This window comes from Oleiphilus sp. HI0043 (assembly GCF_001634935.1).
On sequence record NZ_LWEY01001511.1, the window covers coordinates 23,657 to 41,987 of the forward strand.

General features: G+C 44.5%; 22 protein-coding genes. 20 read left to right on the top strand and 2 right to left on the bottom strand.

Annotated features, from left to right (window positions below; translation table 11 throughout):
• Positions 1–6 precede the first annotated feature (6 nt).
• The 17 genes from A3729_RS31815 to A3729_RS21990 all read left to right on the top strand — a co-directional run bounded on the left by A3729_RS31815 (position 7) and on the right by A3729_RS21990 (position 15,100).
• Complete coding sequence (locus tag A3729_RS31815) at positions 7–618, top strand: c-type cytochrome (protein ID WP_197469971.1); 612 nt, start codon at positions 7–9, stop codon at positions 616–618.
• On the top strand, positions 608–1,816 hold the full coding sequence (locus A3729_RS21915) for a cytochrome D1 domain-containing protein (RefSeq protein WP_068514293.1): 1,209 nt from the start codon (positions 608–610) through the stop codon (positions 1,814–1,816). The genes A3729_RS31815 and A3729_RS21915 overlap by 11 nt, the downstream gene beginning before the upstream one ends.
• Positions 1,817–1,865: 49 nt before the next feature.
• Positions 1,866–3,047: an Lrp/AsnC family transcriptional regulator gene (locus A3729_RS21920; protein ID WP_068634271.1), complete on the top strand. Its 1,182-nt coding sequence runs from the start codon at positions 1,866–1,868 to the stop codon at positions 3,045–3,047.
• Positions 3,044–3,490, top strand: a complete 447-nt coding sequence (locus tag A3729_RS21925; protein WP_068508088.1) for an Lrp/AsnC family transcriptional regulator — start codon at positions 3,044–3,046, stop codon at positions 3,488–3,490. Before A3729_RS21920 ends, A3729_RS21925 begins: the two co-directional genes overlap by 4 nt.
• Positions 3,462–4,049, top strand: a complete 588-nt coding sequence (locus tag A3729_RS21930) for an Lrp/AsnC family transcriptional regulator (RefSeq protein ID WP_231872121.1) — start codon at positions 3,462–3,464, stop codon at positions 4,047–4,049. Before A3729_RS21925 ends, A3729_RS21930 begins: the two co-directional genes overlap by 29 nt.
• A 30-nt stretch (positions 4,050–4,079) precedes the next feature.
• On the top strand, positions 4,080–5,297 hold the full coding sequence (nirJ, locus tag A3729_RS21935; RefSeq protein WP_068634272.1) for a heme d1 biosynthesis radical SAM protein NirJ: 1,218 nt from the start codon (positions 4,080–4,082) through the stop codon (positions 5,295–5,297).
• A 9-nt stretch (positions 5,298–5,306) separates the two neighbouring features.
• Entirely contained in the window at positions 5,307–6,182 is an 876-nt protein-coding gene (gene cobA, locus A3729_RS21940) for a uroporphyrinogen-III C-methyltransferase (RefSeq protein ID WP_068634273.1), read from the top strand.
• A gap of 2 nt (positions 6,183–6,184) precedes the next feature.
• Positions 6,185–7,765, top strand: a complete 1,581-nt coding sequence (locus tag A3729_RS21945) for a cytochrome D1 domain-containing protein (protein WP_231872122.1) — start codon at positions 6,185–6,187, stop codon at positions 7,763–7,765.
• Positions 7,766–7,790: 25 nt separating this feature from the next.
• Positions 7,791–8,189 carry a hypothetical protein gene (locus A3729_RS21950; protein ID WP_068634274.1) on the top strand — a complete coding sequence of 133 codons (399 nt, stop codon included), beginning with the start codon at positions 7,791–7,793 and terminating at the stop codon, positions 8,187–8,189.
• A gap of 475 nt (positions 8,190–8,664) precedes the next feature.
• Positions 8,665–9,111: a cytochrome c gene (locus A3729_RS21955; protein WP_068506849.1), complete on the top strand. Its 447-nt coding sequence runs from the start codon at positions 8,665–8,667 to the stop codon at positions 9,109–9,111.
• A gap of 9 nt (positions 9,112–9,120) precedes the next feature.
• Positions 9,121–10,533: a cbb3-type cytochrome c oxidase subunit I gene (locus tag A3729_RS21960; RefSeq protein WP_068514304.1), complete on the top strand. Its 1,413-nt coding sequence runs from the start codon at positions 9,121–9,123 to the stop codon at positions 10,531–10,533.
• 129 nt (positions 10,534–10,662) lie between these two features.
• A complete protein-coding gene (locus A3729_RS21965) occupies positions 10,663–12,495 on the top strand; it encodes a nitric oxide reductase activation protein NorD (RefSeq protein ID WP_068514308.1) in 1,833 nt (610 codons plus the stop codon).
• A gap of 36 nt (positions 12,496–12,531) precedes the next feature.
• A complete protein-coding gene (locus A3729_RS21970) occupies positions 12,532–13,302 on the top strand; it encodes a CbbQ/NirQ/NorQ/GpvN family protein (RefSeq protein ID WP_231872123.1) in 771 nt (256 codons plus the stop codon).
• 21 nt (positions 13,303–13,323) lie between these two features.
• Complete coding sequence (locus tag A3729_RS21975; protein ID WP_068514311.1) at positions 13,324–13,905, top strand: cytochrome c oxidase subunit 3 family protein; 582 nt, start codon at positions 13,324–13,326, stop codon at positions 13,903–13,905.
• Positions 13,906–13,907: 2 nt separating this feature from the next.
• Positions 13,908–14,207: a cytochrome C oxidase subunit IV family protein gene (locus A3729_RS21980; RefSeq protein ID WP_068514314.1), complete on the top strand. Its 300-nt coding sequence runs from the start codon at positions 13,908–13,910 to the stop codon at positions 14,205–14,207.
• A 22-nt stretch (positions 14,208–14,229) separates the two neighbouring features.
• Positions 14,230–14,820, top strand: coding sequence for a cytochrome c oxidase subunit 3 family protein (locus tag A3729_RS21985; protein WP_068634276.1), 591 nt, complete (start codon positions 14,230–14,232; stop codon positions 14,818–14,820).
• Between the two features lie 13 nt (positions 14,821–14,833).
• On the top strand, positions 14,834–15,100 hold the full coding sequence (locus A3729_RS21990) for a cytochrome C oxidase subunit IV family protein (RefSeq protein WP_068634277.1): 267 nt from the start codon (positions 14,834–14,836) through the stop codon (positions 15,098–15,100).
• A gap of 31 nt (positions 15,101–15,131) precedes the next feature.
• Here the strand turns inward: A3729_RS21990 and A3729_RS21995 are convergent, their stop codons facing one another.
• Both A3729_RS21995 and A3729_RS22000 read right to left on the bottom strand, forming a co-directional pair.
• Positions 15,132–15,314 (bottom strand): hypothetical protein, encoded by a 183-nt coding sequence (locus tag A3729_RS21995; RefSeq protein ID WP_068634278.1) that lies wholly within the window; start codon positions 15,312–15,314, stop codon positions 15,132–15,134.
• 174 nt (positions 15,315–15,488) lie between these two features.
• Positions 15,489–15,737, bottom strand: a complete 249-nt coding sequence (locus tag A3729_RS22000; protein WP_068509369.1) for a hypothetical protein — start codon at positions 15,735–15,737, stop codon at positions 15,489–15,491.
• A gap of 167 nt (positions 15,738–15,904) precedes the next feature.
• On the opposite strand from A3729_RS22000, the gene A3729_RS22005 reads away from it, so the two are divergent.
• The 3 genes from A3729_RS22005 to A3729_RS22015 all read left to right on the top strand — a co-directional run bounded on the left by A3729_RS22005 (position 15,905) and on the right by A3729_RS22015 (position 18,057).
• Positions 15,905–16,534 (top strand): sulfotransferase, encoded by a 630-nt coding sequence (locus tag A3729_RS22005; RefSeq protein WP_068514327.1) that lies wholly within the window; start codon positions 15,905–15,907, stop codon positions 16,532–16,534.
• A gap of 74 nt (positions 16,535–16,608) precedes the next feature.
• Positions 16,609–16,866, top strand: a complete 258-nt coding sequence (locus tag A3729_RS22010; RefSeq protein ID WP_068514329.1) for a hypothetical protein — start codon at positions 16,609–16,611, stop codon at positions 16,864–16,866.
• 483 nt (positions 16,867–17,349) lie between these two features.
• Positions 17,350–18,057 (top strand): PEP-CTERM sorting domain-containing protein, encoded by a 708-nt coding sequence (locus tag A3729_RS22015; RefSeq protein ID WP_068514332.1) that lies wholly within the window; start codon positions 17,350–17,352, stop codon positions 18,055–18,057.
• Positions 18,058–18,331: the final 274 nt, after the last annotated feature.

Sequence of the window (18,331 nt, forward strand, 5' to 3'; positions counted from 1 at the left end):
ATGTGGATGAGATCAGTCAAAAAAACAGGTAAGGGATTGGCAATAGTGCTATTCGCGAACTTGTTGCTGGCGGGCGTCTCATCTGCAGAACTTGTTGAAGTAAAGACACACAAGATGCGTTTCATACCGGAAGTTGTAACAGTCAATATTGGCGATACGGTGCGTTGGCTGAATGTCGAGAAGAGGCAGTATCACAGCGTATGGTTTGAAGGTTTGGGAGAGCCTGAAGGTGAATACTTCTGGCCCGAAGAAAGCGTTGAACGCTTATTTGATCGCGCTGGTGTCTTTGACTATCGCTGCGGACCTCATCCACAGATGAGGGGCAAGGTTATTGTTAAAAAAGCTGAGCTGAAAGTTTCTGAAGAGCGTGCACTGGAACTGGACTATTTAGTGAAACAAGACTGTGGATCATGTCATGGGATGCTGTTTAAAGGTGGTTTAGGCCCGGCTTTGTTGCCGGAAAATATCAAGGCATATTCGGTTGAAGACTTAATGGCTGTCATCCTACATGGTCGCCCTGGAACGCCAATGCCCCCATGGAAAGCTATTTTGTCTGAGGCGGATGCTAACTGGATTGCTAAAGCTTTGAAGTCGGGAGAAATGATAGATGCGAATTAAAAGCCTTGCAGTGGCCTTACTAAGTATTAGTTTGGGGGCGTGTACTTGTTTGCATACCCAGACGGAGCCCAGGGCAACAGGTGACATGGGCGTCATTATTGAACGTGCTACTGGAAGCGTAAAGATCATCGATACCAGTGACAAGAAGCCCGTCGGCAGCATAGATCAATTGGGAGACCTTTCGCACGCTTCCGTTGTTTTTTCTCGTGACGAACGGTACGCCTATGTATTTGGTCGCGATGGTGGCTTAAGCAAGATCGATATCTTGACTGAAGAGATCAGTAAGCGAGTGATTCAAAGCGGTAATAGTATTGGCGGTGCCATTAGTCAGGATGGATCTTTAGTAGCTGTTTCCAACTACACGCCTGGTGGCGTAAAGGTCTTCGATAGCGAAACGCTTGAGTTGGTGGTGGATATTCCTGCGACAGAATTCATTGACCCAAGAAGCGGTAAAAGCAAACGCTCTAAAGTTGTTGGTTTGGTGGATGCACCCGGAAAGAAATTTGTTTTCAGTCTCTTCGATACGCATGAAATATGGGTGGCAGACTTTTCAGGGGAAGACAGCTCTAAACCCCAACTTACCAAGTACCGAGATACTGGCTTACAACCTTATGACGCACTGATCTCACCCGATGGCCGTTACTACATCGCAGGCTTGTTTGGTGAAGATGGTATGTCGAAACTTGACTTATGGCACCTTGAAAACCCGCCAGAAAAAATATTGCCAAATTACGGCCGGGGAGAGCAGAAGCTACCCGTCTACAAGATGCCTCACCTGGAAGGTTGGGCTGTTGCAGGCAACTATGCATTTGTTCCTGCCGTTGGGCAGCACCAAGTATTGGTGGTGGATATGAACACTTGGCAGCAAGTAGACAAAATCGATGTGCATGGTCAGCCAGTGTTTGTCATGGCTAGACCGGATGGTCGCCAAATTTGGGTGAACTTTGCCTATCCAAATAATGACACGCTCCAAGTAATAGATGCTGAAAGCCGCTCATTATTTAAAACACTAAAACCTGGAAAGGGTGTGCTTCATATGGAGTTTACTTCACGTGGTGAGCATGTGTGGGCTTCTGTCAGAGATTTAAACTTGGTGAATATCTATGACACCGAAACCTTGGATTTAATAAATCAGTTTGAGGCGACAAGTCCTAGTGGGATTTTCTTTACCTCTCGGGCGCATCGTTTGGGCTTATAAAGCTCCGGTCGCTCCAAAAACAAGAACAGTGAGAAAGAAAGGTGATGTGATGAATATACAAGCTCCTAGCAATACAGGTATTGAACCCGAAAGAGTCGTTCTGGATGACTTGAGCAGTAGTTTATTAGATTCCTATCAACGTAACTTTCCTATCACTTCACGGCCCTTTGCCGACATGGCAGAGCAGTTGAATTGCTCCGAACCAGATGTATTGACCAAACTCTTGGCACTTAAAGATAGCGGTATGCTGACGCGCATAGGGCCGGTATTTGACCATAAGCGAGCCGGGGCTAGTCTCTTGGCGGCTGTGAGCGTTCCATCTGAGCTGACAGAAAAAGTAGCTGCCCAGATTAACGAATATGAAGAGGTGAATCATAACTACGGACGAGAGCATAGTTATAATCTGTGGTTCGTTGTTACGACACCGACTCCCAAATTTCTGGACTTGATACTGGATGATATGGAAAAGACGATTGGCTTTCCAATCCTACGCTTGCCAATGGAAAAGGCTTATCATATCGACTTGGGGTTTCATGTGGGTGATAGAAAAACGGATCGCCCCTTCACTCAGCACCTTCATAACACGAATAACCGTGAGTCTGGCGAAAAAATTAGACTCATTGAGAGCGGTGATGTCCTTTCTGATTACTTGCAACAGCGACTTCGAGAGCTAATACAAGATGGTTTTCCTTTAACCCGGAAGCCTTTTGAGCGCCTGTCACAGACGCTAAGCCAATATCAAGGTGAAGAGTGTTCAGCTGTTACCGAGTTGCAGGTGATAGATACGCTCAATTACTGGGTACAAAGCGGCCTGATTAAGCGTATAGGGTTGATTACCAATCATCACAAACTTGGTTTTAAAGAAAATGCCATGGTGGTCTGGAATATTCCAGAAGATCAAACTGACAGGATTGGTAAGATTTTTAAAGAATCCGGTTTGGTGAGCTTGTGTTATAAGCGTCGAAGACAGTTACCTGAGTGGCCCTATAATCTCTACTGCATGATTCACAGTCGGGACCGGAATCTGGTTGCAGAACATATTGAAAAACTGGTAGGGCTGGCCGAGCTTAAAAATACTGAGAAAAACATTCTATTTAGTACGCAGCAATATAAGCAAAAGGGTGGAGTTTATACGCGCTCGCAAAGGCAGCATAAAATTGAAATAGCCTCACCCGCTGCGAACCTGGCTTCGCTTGTTGCACCCTTATCACTTGCGGGGAATCATTCATGAATGCCATGGATTTGAAGATCATAAACCGTCTCCAGTATGGTTTTCCTATTTGTGAATACCCTTTTGCCGAAGTTGCAAAAGAGCTGGACATAAAAGAATCAGAGTTGATCGACCGAGTTGAGAAGATGCGTGCCGATAAAACGCTAACGCGCTTTGGCCCAATGTACCATGCAGAGCAGTTGGGTGGTGCACTGTCACTTGCGGGTATGGCGATACCGGAAGAGCGCTTTGATGAAGTAGCTGAAATCGTCAATGGCTTTCCCGAGATTGCTCACAACTACAAACGGACTCACGAATTGAATATGTGGTTTGTGATTGCAACTGAGGAACAGGAAGGTAAAGGGCGAGTGATCGAAGAAATTGAACGTCAGACAGGATTTAAGGTCTACGACATGCCGAAGAAGGAGGAGTTCTATGTTGGATTCTATCTCGACCTCGAATGATTTTTATCGCCCTCAAGCGGAGGACTTACCTATGGAGGAGGAAGAAAACTACTCACTATCGAGTATAGATCGCGAGTTGATCGTCTTGACTCAGGAGGGTTTGCCTCTTGCCCCACGACCTTATCATGTGCTGGGTTTGATGTTGAATATATCTGCCGATGAGGTGATGGCGCGTCTGCAACGTATGTTAGATGAAGGGATTATTCGAAGAATCGCTGCAGTACCCAATCACTACAAACTGGGCTTTAAAGTAAACGGTATGACTGTGTGGGATGTGCCCGACGAAAAGGTGAGTGAATTAGGACAAGCTTTGGGCGATTTATCCTTTGTTAGTCACTGTTATCACAGGCCCCGCCACTTACCGCTATGGAGGTATAACCTCTTTGCCATGGTTCATGGTAAAACTAAACAAGAAGTTGCGAAATATATAGAGCAGATCAATCAGCTATTGGGTGATGACTTACGAGCGAGCGATGCGCTCTACAGTACCAAAATATTAAAAAAGACCGGTCTACGAATCGGTCAGAGAGAAGCGCCACCTAGCGCTAAAAAGACCTGAACAGAGACCAATAGAATAAGGCGGAGTGCCATGTTTAGAATTAGCCAGTACATGAAAATTCTGCACGATCAAACGCCATTAGGGCCATTGCGAAAGCCGCCAGGACCCGTCGTTATCTGGAACCTGATTCGGCGTTGTAACCTAACCTGCAGGCATTGCTATTCCATTTCGGCAGATACTCACTTTCCAGGCGAACTAAGCACCGAAGAAGTCTTTACCTTGATGGATGATTTAAAGGCTTACGGTGTACCCGTCTTGATTCTTTCGGGCGGGGAGCCTTTGCTTCGGGATGATATCTTTGAAATTGGAAAAAGAGCGAAAAGCATGGGCTTTTATGTTGGCTTGTCGAGCAACGGTACCCTAATCGACGAAGACAACATTAAGAAAATAGCTGAAGTTGGTTTTAATTATGTCGGTGTCAGCATCGACGGCTTGCGTGAAAATAATGATGAATTTCGCCAGATGCAGGGTGGTTTTGATGCGGCCTTAAACGGAATTAAACTCTGTCGAGAGAACGGTATTAAAGCTGGCTGGCGCTTTACACTGACGGAACAAAACAGTGACGATTTAACTGCGCTGCTCGATATAATGGACGAGCATGGCGTAGAGAAGTTTTACTTATCCCACCTTAACTATTCCGGCCGTGGTAAGCGCAACAGTAAGCGTGATGCCTATTTTCAGACAACGCGTGAAGCTATGGATCTGCTATTTGACCGAGCCTGGAATGATGTTGTTTCTGGCAAGGTGACTGAATATGTTACCGGGAACAATGACGCTGACGGTGTTTACCTACTTCAGTGGGCTGAAAAGCGTTTTCCAGAACGTGCGCCACTGTTAAGAGAGCACCTTGAACGCTGGGGGGGTAATTCTTCAGGAATTAATATTTCCAATATCGACAACTTGGGAAATGTTCACCCCGATACTTTCTGGTGGAGTCATCACCTGGGTAATGTCAAAGAACGCCCGTTTTCAGATATTTGGCAAAATACCGACGATGAATTAATGCTGGGGCTACGCATGAGTCCACGTCCTATTGAGGGACGTTGTGCCAAATGTGATTACTTTGCGATATGTGGTGGTAATACTAGGGTGCGAGCTTTCAGTAGTGATGGTGAATATTGGGGAGAGGACCCGGGCTGCTATCTGGATAATCAGGAAATTGGTTTGTCAGAAGACGATATTGATGGTGCCGAGGCAGTTAATACGCACTTGCTTGAAAGTACAAACGCTACACCTCAGGCTGTTTAGGAGAGGCTTATGAATCAAGATAATTTTTCCAATGCTGGCCTAAAACGCCCACAAGAATTGTTTGCTAAAGGTTCTGAAAATAGACGACCTTTTCTACCCGGAGAAGTTGCTCTGATCGGCGCCGGACCGGGTGATCCTGAACTGTTAACCATAAGGGCTCATCGCTTAATCAAGCAGGCTGACTGTGTTATTTATGACCGCTTGGTCAGTGCTGAAGTGATGGAATTAGTGTCGCCCAGGGCAGAGTGTATTTATGTGGGTAAGAAAAGTGCCGACCATGCTTTGCCCCAAGAGCAAATAAACCAGTTGATTGTCGAAAAAGCGATGAGCGGCAAGAAGGTTGCTCGTCTTAAAGGCGGTGACCCTTTTATCTTTGGTCGTGGTGGTGAAGAGGTTCAGGAACTGTTGGATGCGGGGGTTGCTTGCCGAGTCGTCCCAGGTGTTACCGCTGCTTCAGGTTGTACGACTTATTCCGGCATTCCATTAACTCACCGGGATTTTGTTCATGGTTGCACTTTTATCACGGGCCATCTTCAGGATGATACGCTGGATTTACCTTGGCAGGCTTTGGCACGTGAAGATCACACTGTTGTGATTTACATGGGTATTAAAACATCACCAATACTGTCTAGAGAGTTAATTAATAACGGCTTGGCCGAAGACATGCCGGTTGCCCTAATCAGTAACGGCACCACAGAGAATCATCGAACCTATCGAACCAATATTTCAGATTTGCCAGAATTTGTTCTAGCGAACCAAATCAAGCCGCCAACACTGATTGTTATTGGCCGAGTGGTAAATGCTTTGGATACCGAAGGTTTTGATCAGGCTACTTTGCTTGATGAAGCCACCAGGCATGAACAGATGATGACTAAGGTAGGTTGATTGTGAGACAGCTGTTATTTCTCTTAAGTCTATTTTCCTCGTTTGCTATTGCAGGCTCACCGGAGCTCGCGTCTGAGCCCGAAGTAAATATCAATAGCAGAATGGGGCAGGAGCGATACCAAACTCATTGTCAGGCCTGTCATGGTGAGAATCGTTTGGGTGCAATGGGCCCGGCTTTACTTCCTGGGAACCTCAAGCGCTTGAGAAAAAATAAAGCGCTAGATGTCATTAAAAATGGCCGCGTAGCGACGCAAATGCCAGCATTTATGAGTACGCTTAATGACGCGGAAATCGAAGCTTTGGGTGATCTGATCTATACGCCTTTGAAAGAGATGCCGAAGTGGGATTTGAGTGATATTAATCAGTCTCAAAAAGTCTTTTTCAAGCCTGGCGACTTAGGTGAAAAGCCGGTTTTTGAAGCCGATATGATGAACTTGTTCATTGTCGTTGAGCTAGGTGATCATCATGCAACGGTTTTGAATGGTGATACATTTGAGCCTATCCATCGTTTTAAAACCCACTTTGCCTTACATGGTGGGCCAAAGTATTCACCTGATGGTCGCTTTGTTTACTTTGCTTCACGTGATGGCTGGGTGAGCAAGTTTGATATCTATAATCTAAAGATTGTTTCTGAAGTCAGGGTGGGGATTAATACACGTAACCTCGCTGTATCGAGTGACGGCCGCTATGCCATGGCGGCGAATTACCTTCCGAATAACTTGGTGATCCTGGATACCAAAGATCTGTCTCCCATTAAGGTGATTGATGTTAAGGATAAGGATGGTAATACGTCGCGCGTCAGTGCTGTCTACAATGCACCGCCAAGAAATAGCTTTATTGCTGCCTTAAAAGATATAAAAGAGGTTTGGGAAATAAACTATGAAGACAAACCTCCTGCCGGTTTCGTTGGTTGGGAGCATAGCTATCACAAAGAAGCGGGGGACGTTGTTACACCTGAACCTTTCCCGATTCGAAAGGCCAAAGTGTCAGCCTATCTAGATGACTTCTTTTTTAACCAGGACTATAGCTTACTCTTCGGTGCCTCACGTGAAGGCGAGGGGATTATCGTCTCGCTAGATGCCCGCAAAGAAATTGGTGAGCTAGATGTCCCGGGTATGCCGCACTTGGGGTCAGGGATTACTTGGGATTATCAAGGCAAAGAAGTGATGGCAACGCCGAACCTAAAGGACGGAAAGGTCAGCATTATCGATATGGATAACTGGCAGACAATTAAGCATATCGAAACAAAAGGGCCAGGCTTTTTTATGCGTAGCCATGAGAAGACACCTTATGCCTGGGTCGATGTTTTCTTTGGACCAAACAAAGACCTTATGCACGTTATCGATAAATCGACATTGGAGATTGTTAAAACACTGCAGCCTATTCCCGGCAAGACGGCGGCTCATATTGAATTCACCAAAGATGGTCGCTATGCCCTGATGAGTATTTGGGATATGGACGGTGCGTTGATTGTCTATGATGCGCAAACGCTTGAGGAAGTGAAACGCTTGCCGATGACGAAGCCTTCGGGGAAGTATAATGTCTTTAATAAAACCACTTACTCCCGTGGCACGAGTCATTAACATGATACTTTAAAGGGCGATGGGCATGAGATTCAGATCTTTAATATTAGGCAGTATTGCAACCATTGTGATCCTGCTAAGTGCTCAGCTCGCCTATGTATTAATTGCCTCTTATATCGGTCAAGCTGCTTCAAACTCCACATTAATTGGTGAACACAAAGACCTGATGTGGTTCTTTCTCAGCATATGCTCATATGCGCTAAGCTTCTTTTTGGGTGGTTTTATTACATCCTTAACGGAGAGCGGTGCGCCCGTGCTGAATGCCGTAACGGTAGGGTTTATCGTCGCCATGTTATCAATGCTTAGTGTTGGCGACCTTAGTGTGCTTAATACTCGGGCATTGATCATGGTGTTCTTCGGCGTCGCATTCGCCTTTCTTGGCGGCGTTTGGGGCGCGGGAGTCTTTGCTAGAAAGCTAGTCTGATTCTTTTCCGTTTGCTGTTCACAACCTGTAACCCCCTAGCTTTGCTTATAGGGTTACACCCCCCTCTCTATTTTTGTCTAGTACTAGCCTGCCAACGAGCCGGAGAGGGTGTAGCCAACAGGTTGGTTGAGGCTATGGTTCTGACCCGATTGAAGCTGTGTGGCTTGTTTAAGCCTTTCTAATTCTCTGTTGTCATTTTAACTCACGGGTGTCATTTAGACTTCTTTAAAGTGTTGTCATAATGAAGGTTTATCAGAAAAATAACAATAAAAACAATGATCTATATCCTGGTACGGTATTTGTAATAGCTAAGTCGTGAGCTTGTTTTTCTGTCCCAATAATTGAATGTCAGAAAAGCATATCAAGGAGGAGGGTTCACATTACAAGTGGGGTGACCGTCAAGGGTATACCGGGTTTTCAAAGGCTCGGTAGCCGTTACTAAAAGCGGCGCAAGAGATAAAAACAGGAGGCAAACATGGCTGATAACTTTACCAAAGGAATGGCCCGAAATATTTATTATGGTGGTGGGGTGTTCTTCTTCCTGCTGCTTGTCGGGCTGACCTTTGACACAATGCGGATATTGCCGGAGCGAGATCATCGGGAAAATATTACCGAAGCTGTCGTGAAGGGCAAAGAAATATGGGAAAAGAACAATTGTATCGGTTGTCACAGTTTGATGGGGGAAGGGGCTTACTTTGCACCTGAACTTGCAAATGTATTTGATCGATATGGTGCCGGTGATGAGGCGGTATTTGAAAGCTTCATGCAAAACTGGATGGCGATTCAGCCATTAAATGTTCCAGGTCGCCGTCAAATGCCTCAGTTCCATTTATCAGAAGAGGACGTACATAACGTTTCTCAATTCCTGATCTGGACCTCGCGCATTGATGACAATGACTGGCCACCGAATAAGCAAGGTTAGGGAGTTGCTATGAAATACGAATCGCAGAGTGTTGCAAAAAACTATTTTATTTTCGCCATGGTTCTGTTCGCAGGTCAGGCGGTATTCGGGCTCATTATGGGTCTTCAATATATCGTTGGTGACTTTCTAGCAGGTGCTATTCCGTTTAACGTTGCACGTATGGTGCACACGAACTTGCTCATCGTTTGGCTATTATTTGGCTTTATGGGAGCAACTTACTACCTTGTCCCAGAAGAGAGTCAAACTGAACTGTATAGCCCCTTGCTTGCCAAAATCCTGTTTTGGGTGTTTGCCGCAGCCGGCGTTGCGACCATTCTAGGTTATTTGCTAGTGCCTTATAGCACCTTGGCAGATATTACTTTTAATGAACTCTTACCGACCATGGGGCGAGAATTCCTTGAACAACCGACGATTACTAAAATTGGTATTGTCATCGTTTGTCTCGGGTTCATCTTCAATGTAGGTATGACCATCCTTAAGGGCCGTAAAACAGTTATCAATATGGTATTGATTACAGGTCTGATTGGTTTGGCTGTGTTCTTTTTATTCTCTTTCTATAACCCAGGTAATTTGGTTCTTGATAAGTTCTTCTGGTGGTGGGTTGTTCACCTATGGGTTGAAGGTGTTTGGGAATTGATCATGGGTGCTATTTTGGCTTATACCTTGATCAAAGTGACTGGCGTTGACCGTGAGATAATAGAGAAGTGGTTGTATGTGATTATTGCTTTAGCACTGATTACCGGCCTGATAGGAATGGGGCACCACTACTTCTGGATCGGCCCGGGTGAGTACTGGTTGTGGCTGGGTTCTATCTTCTCAGCGCTTGAACCAATTCCTTTCTTCATGATGGTTGTGTTCGCATTCAAGATGGTTCGTGAACGTCGTCATGAGCATGGCAACCAGATAGCATTGACTTGGGCTTTAGGTACTTCGGTAATGGCGTTCTTGGGCGCAGGTGTATGGGGCTTCATTCATACGCTAGCACCGGTGAACTATTTTACACACGGTTCGCAGATTACTGCAGCTCACGGACATCTAGCATTCTTTGGGGCTTACTCAATGATTGTGATGACGATAATGTCCTATTCAATGCCAATTATGCGTGGTCGCCCTCACGGCAACTGTGAAAGAGCACAGAGATTGGAGCGTATGTCGTTCTGGACAATGTGTATCGCAATGTGCGGTATTACCTTGGCCTTAACCGTGGCGGGCGTCTGGCAGATTATTCTCCAGCGTTTACCAGATGACGCAAATGCTCTGAGCTTTATGGCAACTCAAGAACAACTTCATCCTGTCTTCTGGGTACGTTTGTTCTTCGGTGTGATGTTCACTACAGGTGTAGGCATGTTCTTCGCAAGCTTCTTTGTTGGCGATAAGCAAGGTCTAGTTATCCCTGAGGGTGAGCAAAGAGCAGCTTCATAAGTGAAGTGCAAGTTGGCTGAACTTAGGAATAAGCTTAGCCAACTATATTAACCCCACTTAGGTGCAGTTAGATAAAAGGGCTGCACCTTATTCCATAACCATAATCTATGATGTTTAATCAGGTGTTAGATGGAAGAGTTAGTTGGTGAATTTTGGCATCGATTTGTTACGCGACAAGCTTCAACTGAGTTTGAAGATGCGCGCGTAGATTTAGTCGAATTGAGTGCTCAGTTAGCACCCTTTTACCGTGCTCTCGGCGGAAGCCCAGGCAAAGTGATAGAAGGTGCAATGGGACGCGAGCTGAAATTTCGTCGTAGACTGATTCAACGTATGGCGGGGACGCATAAGCGAAGTGAATTGGCATGGCAGGATGAACGTAGTCTGCGTTTGCCAACATCACATGCCTTATTTGAAGACAAAGCTTTAAACGAAGATTTATATTTCTGGTTGACGGCCTTGGCCGCTCAACTACCGAAAGTGACGCACTGGTTTACCGATAACCAGCAAGCGACGCTAGAGATCCTAAAGTCAAAACCGGGGTTAAGAGAGCGGTATTTCCGCCTTGTCGACGCGGTTTTGCCTTTGCGACCTCCTTTGGAAAAATTACAGGGTGAAAGACTTGATCGCGAGCTTGCGATACATCAAGCACTAAAAGACCCAGGGAGCGTCGAAACACTCCCGAAAGCGCCGGGCGACCCTTTCCCGATTAGCCTATGGCTCTACCCAGAACCGATTCATGGGGTTAGTGTTGCACCGATTGAAGAAGATGAAGAAGAGCTGCCAGCTGAAAGCAGCGGTGCCCAGACTGAGAAAGTTCGTGGCCCGCGTAAAGATGCTCAGCGCACCGATGATGCCAAGAAGACCGATGGCTTATTAATCTTTATGCTCGATAGCTTATTCAGCTGGACGGAGCATGTTGATCTAGACAGACCTCAGGAAGAGGATGTAGACGATGATGCCAGTTCCGTTGCAGAAGATCTGGATATTATTACGCTTTCTCGTAAGCGCCGGGCTGGCGCAGCTAAGATCAAGTTCGACCTGGATTTACCCGCCCCGCATAACGATGATTTAGCCATTGGTGATGGCATACGCCTTCGTGAATGGGATTACAGAAAGTCTGTCTATATTGAAGACTTTTGTTTATTGCAGCCCATGCTAGCGGATGACGCCGAGCCAAGTGGCGTTCCTGGTCACTTAACTAAAACTGCAAACCAGCTCAGGCATCGATTCAGCGCTTTGAAATTTCAACAGCATTGGCTTCGCCGTCAGCCTTTAGGTAGCGAGCTGGATCTGGATGCCTGTATCGAATCTATTGTTGAGCCTGATACTAATACAGGCAATGACAACTTTTATAAGCACCGTAAAGAAAGCCAACGAGATATTTCCTGCTTGTTATTAGCGGATTTATCTATGTCGACTGATTCGGGAATCAACTCAAATCAGCGTGTGATAGATATTATTCGAGATAGTATCACCTTGTTTGCCGAAGCCTTGAGCAGTGCAGGGGACCCTTTTGCAATCTATGGATTTTCCTCCATCAAGAACAAACAAGTTCGATATAACCTGTTAAAAAACTTCTCTGAACCTTATGGCGATGCCGCACGTGGCCGAATTCTTGAAATCAAGCCGGGATTTTATACGCGAATGGGCGCAGGTATTCGTCAATCAACTGAAGTGTTAAAAACACAAGCAACTCAAAAGCGCCTCATGTTGATTGTTTCAGACGGCAAGCCAAATGATATTGATCACTACGAAGGCCGTTACGGAGTAGAGGATACTCGTAAGGCGGTTCAGGAGGCCAAGCAGCAGGGCTTGCAACCATTTTGTATTACCATCGATGAAGATGGAAACGATTATTTACCTTACCTTTTTGGTGATCATGGTTATGCAGTGATTAGTGATACTGCGCGTTTACCTGCATTGCTGCCAAAAATTTACTTGAACCTTACAGGTCTATCGTAAGACGACAAGGGTCAAGCTTTTTAAATGGAGAAAGACATGCCAACGAATTATCTAGCGCAGGGAAATGAAGTTGTTATCTTCGAGCACGCCGCCAACAATAATTTGCCGGTTTTGATTAAGGGACCTACAGGTTGTGGTAAAACCCGATTTGTTGAGCACATGGCCAAGAAACTTGATCGGCCTTTATACACGATTGCCTGTCATGATGATCTAAGCGCAACAGACTTGGTAGGTCGACACTTAATTGGCAAAGACGGAACCTATTGGCAGGATGGCCCGCTTACCAGGGCGGTGCGAGAAGGCGGTATTTGTTATTTAGATGAAGTCATTGAAGCACGGAAAGATACTACGGTTGTGCTTCACCCATTGTCTGACCACCGTCGCGTTTTACCTGTAGAGCGTACGGGCGAAGAAATTATTGCTCATCCTGACTTTATGTTGGTGATCTCTTATAACCCTGGCTACCAGAACGTAATGAAGGGGCTGAAGCCAAGTACCCGCCAACGCTTTGTTGCGATGGAGTTTGAATACCCCTTGGCAGAACGGGAAACGGTAATCATCTGTCAGGAATCCAATATCGACAAAGATACAGCCAAGAAGCTGGTTAGCCTGGGTGGGGATTTACGTCGCCTAAAAGACTATGACTTGGAAGAAGCGGCTTCGACCAGGCTGCTGATTTATACTGCGAAGATGATTAAGTCAGGGTTGGATGCTCGCGAGGCGTGTTTATCGTGCTTGGCTCAACCTTTAACCGACGAGACCGAAACTCTGGCTGCCATTGAACGCTTGGTCATGACCTATTTCTAGGGCACTAGCGAAAATAAACCTATGAGCATTGAGCAGGAAGTAAGTGCAGGGAAACATGTTCCCGGTGATATCGCTATATGGGTTCTGGTCTTTGCAGAGTTATTTGAATTTGGCTTGTTCTTTATCCTCTATATCGTTGCCAAAGTTCATAACCCGGAGCTATTCAAAACCGGCCCCTTAAGTCTTAATACCAGCGCCGGTATTTTAAATACCTTTATTTTACTGACGAGTAGTTACTTTATTGCCCGTTCAGTAAGAGCGATTCGCCTTGATAAAGCGCAAGAGAGCCGACGTTGGATATGGCTAACCTTAGCGTGCGCAGTGGGATACTGCCTAGTGAAAGCTTGGGAGTATAAATTTAATGAGCTTAACGGCATTGGAGTCGAAACTAATCTCTACTTTAGCGTTTATTACTACCTGACCTTCAATCATCTGCTGCATGTGTTTTTTGGGATGGCTGGTTTGCTGTGGGTACTAACCAGGTCTTACTTTGGGGCGTATTCTGCTAAGCAATATGCGGGTTTGGAGGCAGGTGCGTGTTACTGGCACATGGTTGATTTAGCCTGGATTATTATTTTTCCACTGATCTATGTGATGAGATAGCGATGATTCTACCTCTACCAAGCAAAAGGCACTTACTGCGAATTTGGCTGGCTTTACTGGCTTTGACCTTACTAAGCGTATTGACTGCTGAAACAGCGGACTTCGGTCAAATATCAGTGGTAATTGTCTGTGTTATTGTCACATTAAAAGGGCGGTTGGTGATCGATGAGTTCATTGGTTTGCGTCATGCACACCCGAAAATCAGGAAGGTCATGCTGGGGTACTTTTACTTGATCCCTACTTTAATTGTTTTGGGAGTGATATTTCCGGGAGTGATCATTTCACTCACCTCCTTAAACTAGTCTTTAAGTAAAGAGAGCTTTAATGACTAAAGTCTGTATAAATTCAGAGCCAGAAAAGTCATCGTCCCTACCGGGCGACTTTGCCATTTGGATTTTTATCCTTGCAGAGCTGGGCGTATTTTCTATCTTGTTCATCGCCTATGCCTTTGCTCGAGTATTCAACCTGGAGATGTTCGCTGAGGGGCATCAACACCTTAACCAGCTAGCAGGCATGATTAATACGATTGCCTTAATCACAAGTAGCTATTTTGTCGTCAGGGCTGTTATTGCAATTAAAGAAGGCAAGTCAAAAGTCTGCTCTAGATGGATTAACTGGGCACTCCTTGCTGCCTTAGTCTATGTAGGCGTGAAGATGTGGGAATATACCGAGACCATCGGTGCAGGATATTCTTTGCATACCAATACCTTCTACATGTTTTACTTTTTGCTGACCTTCTTCCACTTCGCCCATGTGCTCTTAGGTATGGTGATTCTGATTGTGGTATCGAAGAAGGCGAAAAACGGAGACTATAGCTCAGAAGATCACACGGGTGTAGAGACCGGTGCTTCATACTGGCATATGGTGGATTTGCTTTGGATTATTTTATTCCCACTCGTTTATGTGATTCATTAAGGAGTCAGAATCAATGAATGACATTAAAAGGGTAACGCTGGTATGGGGAGTGCTGACGCTTATTACGATCCTCGCCTCTTTGATTGGTAGTTCAGAACAAACAGGTGCATGGATAGTTTTGGGCTCTATTCTTATGTTGATATTAAAAGGACAGCTAGTCGTCGATCACTTTATGGGGATGCGTGAAGTAATCAAACAATGGCGCTTGATTATGTCAGCGTACTGCATAGTGATCGGAGCGTTTGTCTTTTTAGCGTATTGTCTGAGTATATTTTTATAGTGAAAGAGCCCCTTGGTGCTCTTTCACTACTCTACTGCTCTGTTTCACAATAATGCGCACATAGTTTCTTGAATAAGGGTAGTGATAACAAGCCCAAACCGCCTAGCGCATACATAGACATCGCTAAGTATTTGGTAAAGTTGTCGCCATCCAGTCCAACAACGGCTGCAAAGATGATCATTAGCGTCGATACAATGATTATAAATTTACTCATAATGTCCTCCTTGTCTCTCGGAAGCTTAAGAGAGCAATTGGCTCTACTTTCTCATTAAATAGTTTCTATAAGAATAGTTAGAGATTTTGATCTGATCAAATAAGAAAGGGGCGAATTTTTGAGCCCAGAGCTGAAAGGTACGCTGTGATTTTCGCGGCTAAGGCTACCGAGGCTTTACTCAGCGCCAGGGGCTGGGCGTGGAAGGTCAGTACGTGCAACTTTTGTGTCAGCCATTTCTTTCAATACGAATCCGCTCGTAAAAAAGAAAAAGGATGAGGAAGCAAAACTCGCTTTATAGACCTTAGACAAATCACCAAAGAAAATCAGTAGAATCAGAACACAAATCACTGCAGATACGAAACAAAAAAGGCTAGAGATTCTGGATGTTCTTCTTAGAAAACCCATTTTATCTTGATCTGGCATAAGCGTCTCGTAGCGGTAAAAATATGAATAGACATGGACTAAGTTAAAGGCCCAAATATACGCGGCTTGAGCAGAAAAATATATCTTAGCTAGCTTATTGTGGGGTAGGCTTGATCTCAATCAATATCGAATGTTTACTTCAAAGCGCTTAGCTCAGGTCACAGACAATGAATAAACTTTTTATAATCGGTCTGCCTAGAACGGGTACGACGAGTATTAGTGTTGCTCTATTAGCGCATAATTATAAGGTAGCGCATACCGCCTATACTAAACGTGCATTTGAATTGGCCGATGTGGTTTCAGATGCGCCATGCTTTTGTGACTATCAAGAGCTAGACCTGCTCTTTCCCGGTTCTAAATTCGTTTACTTAGATCGAGAATTAAATGTCTGGTTACCCTCGATTCAGCGCTTGCTTCATAAGATGCAAGCAAACTTGGAACTCAAGACAGGTCACTTTAACCCCGTACTTAAACGTAGCTTCCACAAAACCTTCGCCTTGCTCGATACAGAAGACCCGATTGCTGAGTCTCATTTAGAAAACTGCTATAGGCAACATCAACAAGAGGTGTTTGACTATTTCTCGGCTAGATCAGATCTACTAAAAATAGATATCAGCAAGCCCAAAAGCTTAGCGACATTGCTAGGTTTCTTAGGTACCTCAACAGAGGGCTGTGGTGAATTTCCTAGACTAAATGTGGGTAAACAGGTAGATAGCTGGAAAGAGTTCAAACATGCTAACAAAGTAAACCCTAATAGTGCGGGCAAGGAACATAGAAAATTCTTTGATTACGTATAGCGCTGTAACATGTTATTTTCCAGCTTAATAATTTCTCATTACTAAGCCAAACTCGAAATAAGGTTATCCAAAGTATGGAGTCACTCCCTATAGCAGAAATAATATTGATATCATTTCTCATGATATTTGCAGTACACCAAATTAGCCGAGTCGTTATTGGAGAAAATGCGGATACTTATCCTTCAGGCATCCTTATCGCGGGAGGTCTATTCTATGTGGCGACAAACGATATATCTTCAGGTATCGCTGCAAGTCTTTCAGCCGCTGCAGGGCATTACTTAAGCGTTTTCCTTTGTAAACGGTTCAATTGGCACGAGAAGAATAAACCTTAATGTTCTTTAGTTAGCGCTCTTCCAGTAATAATTGTAAAAACCAGGAAACCGCCGAAGACGTTGGCAATAAATCAAATCAGCCCTTTTGCATTATCTAGGATGTTCAAAAGAGAGGGGCGGTTTTCTGATGGAAGCTATATAGAATTGAGTCGAACACTGCTGATTCAGATCGAATATTTTCTTATTTCTCTTAATGGTCTATCTTTATAAGGTTAAGGGGTAAACTAAAGGCTTAAAATATTATCCTTCACTGAACATAACAGCTTGTAGTAAGGTATTTTACACTTGCCTTTAGTAGAAGATGGTCATGATTTTATAAGGTCAAAATATGTGAAATTCATTATATCTCTATACGTATTTCTTGTTATAGCTTCGGTCTCTCGAGTTGAGTCTAATGAATTGAGGTTTCGTAGAGTATAAGTTTGTATTGAATTTGCTTAATTTTTTTTTGATGTAAGAGTTTCTTTTTTATAGGTGCTTATTATGAAATTTACGTTAAAAAAATTAGCCGCTGTAGGGGTTTTAGCATTAGGTTCGATGTCAGCAAATGCAGCCATCGTTACGGAAACTTGGGTTACTCAGGTTGCACAGAGTGACGTGACCGGGCTTAATGTCGGCGATTCATTATCATGGTCTTTTACATTCGATAACGAAGGGACTCGGGCGAGTACATTTTATGATGATGGAACTCCAACGTATACGTATTGTAACGCGCTGGATGGAAATGCTGATGGAGCTTGTTCAATTGAATGGACTTTGTTTGGAATTAATTATGCGGATTTGATTAGTTACGACGACTCGGACTGGCAGGCTAGTATTGATTATCATCTGGCCACCGAAAATATGGTTGAATACGACCGCGGTATTCGTGAGGCGAGGGTTTCAATCACTGAATTCGGTTTGTCAACAATTAACGTAAAGGAAGGTGGATCTGAAATAAATATCAGTACGTGGGCCGAAGGCACTGGACCATTTGGAACCGGACCGGGTAGCCCAACGATATCGGCTGAAACTTACCTTTACCAGGTTTCAGATCCACAGCAGTATTTCTTAGCAAACACCAGAATGACGGTCACGTCAGTCACCTCGGTTTCAGTACCTTTAATCGATGTTCCAGAACCTGCTACGCTTTCGCTTCTTGGTTTGGGTTTAGTAGGCTTAAGCTTTGCTCGTAGACAAAAGAAGTCCTAATTCTATCTAAGCCTGAAGTACACTATTGTTGCCAGCACTTAAGGAAATCACCCAGAACTAAAGCTATCTCACTTGAGATGGCTTTTTTTCTGCTCATAAAGCTGATGAATTTTCTCAAAGTACTTTTCGATAGTTTTACGGGTTGCCTTGATATGAAATCAGTTAAAAATCAGAGCCTGTTTCTATCCTACCTATAAAAGTTTTATTGCTTTGTCACTCCTCTGTTTTGGAGTCGAGCTTTTCCAAGCATCACCTTATTCTCATCCGGAAGATA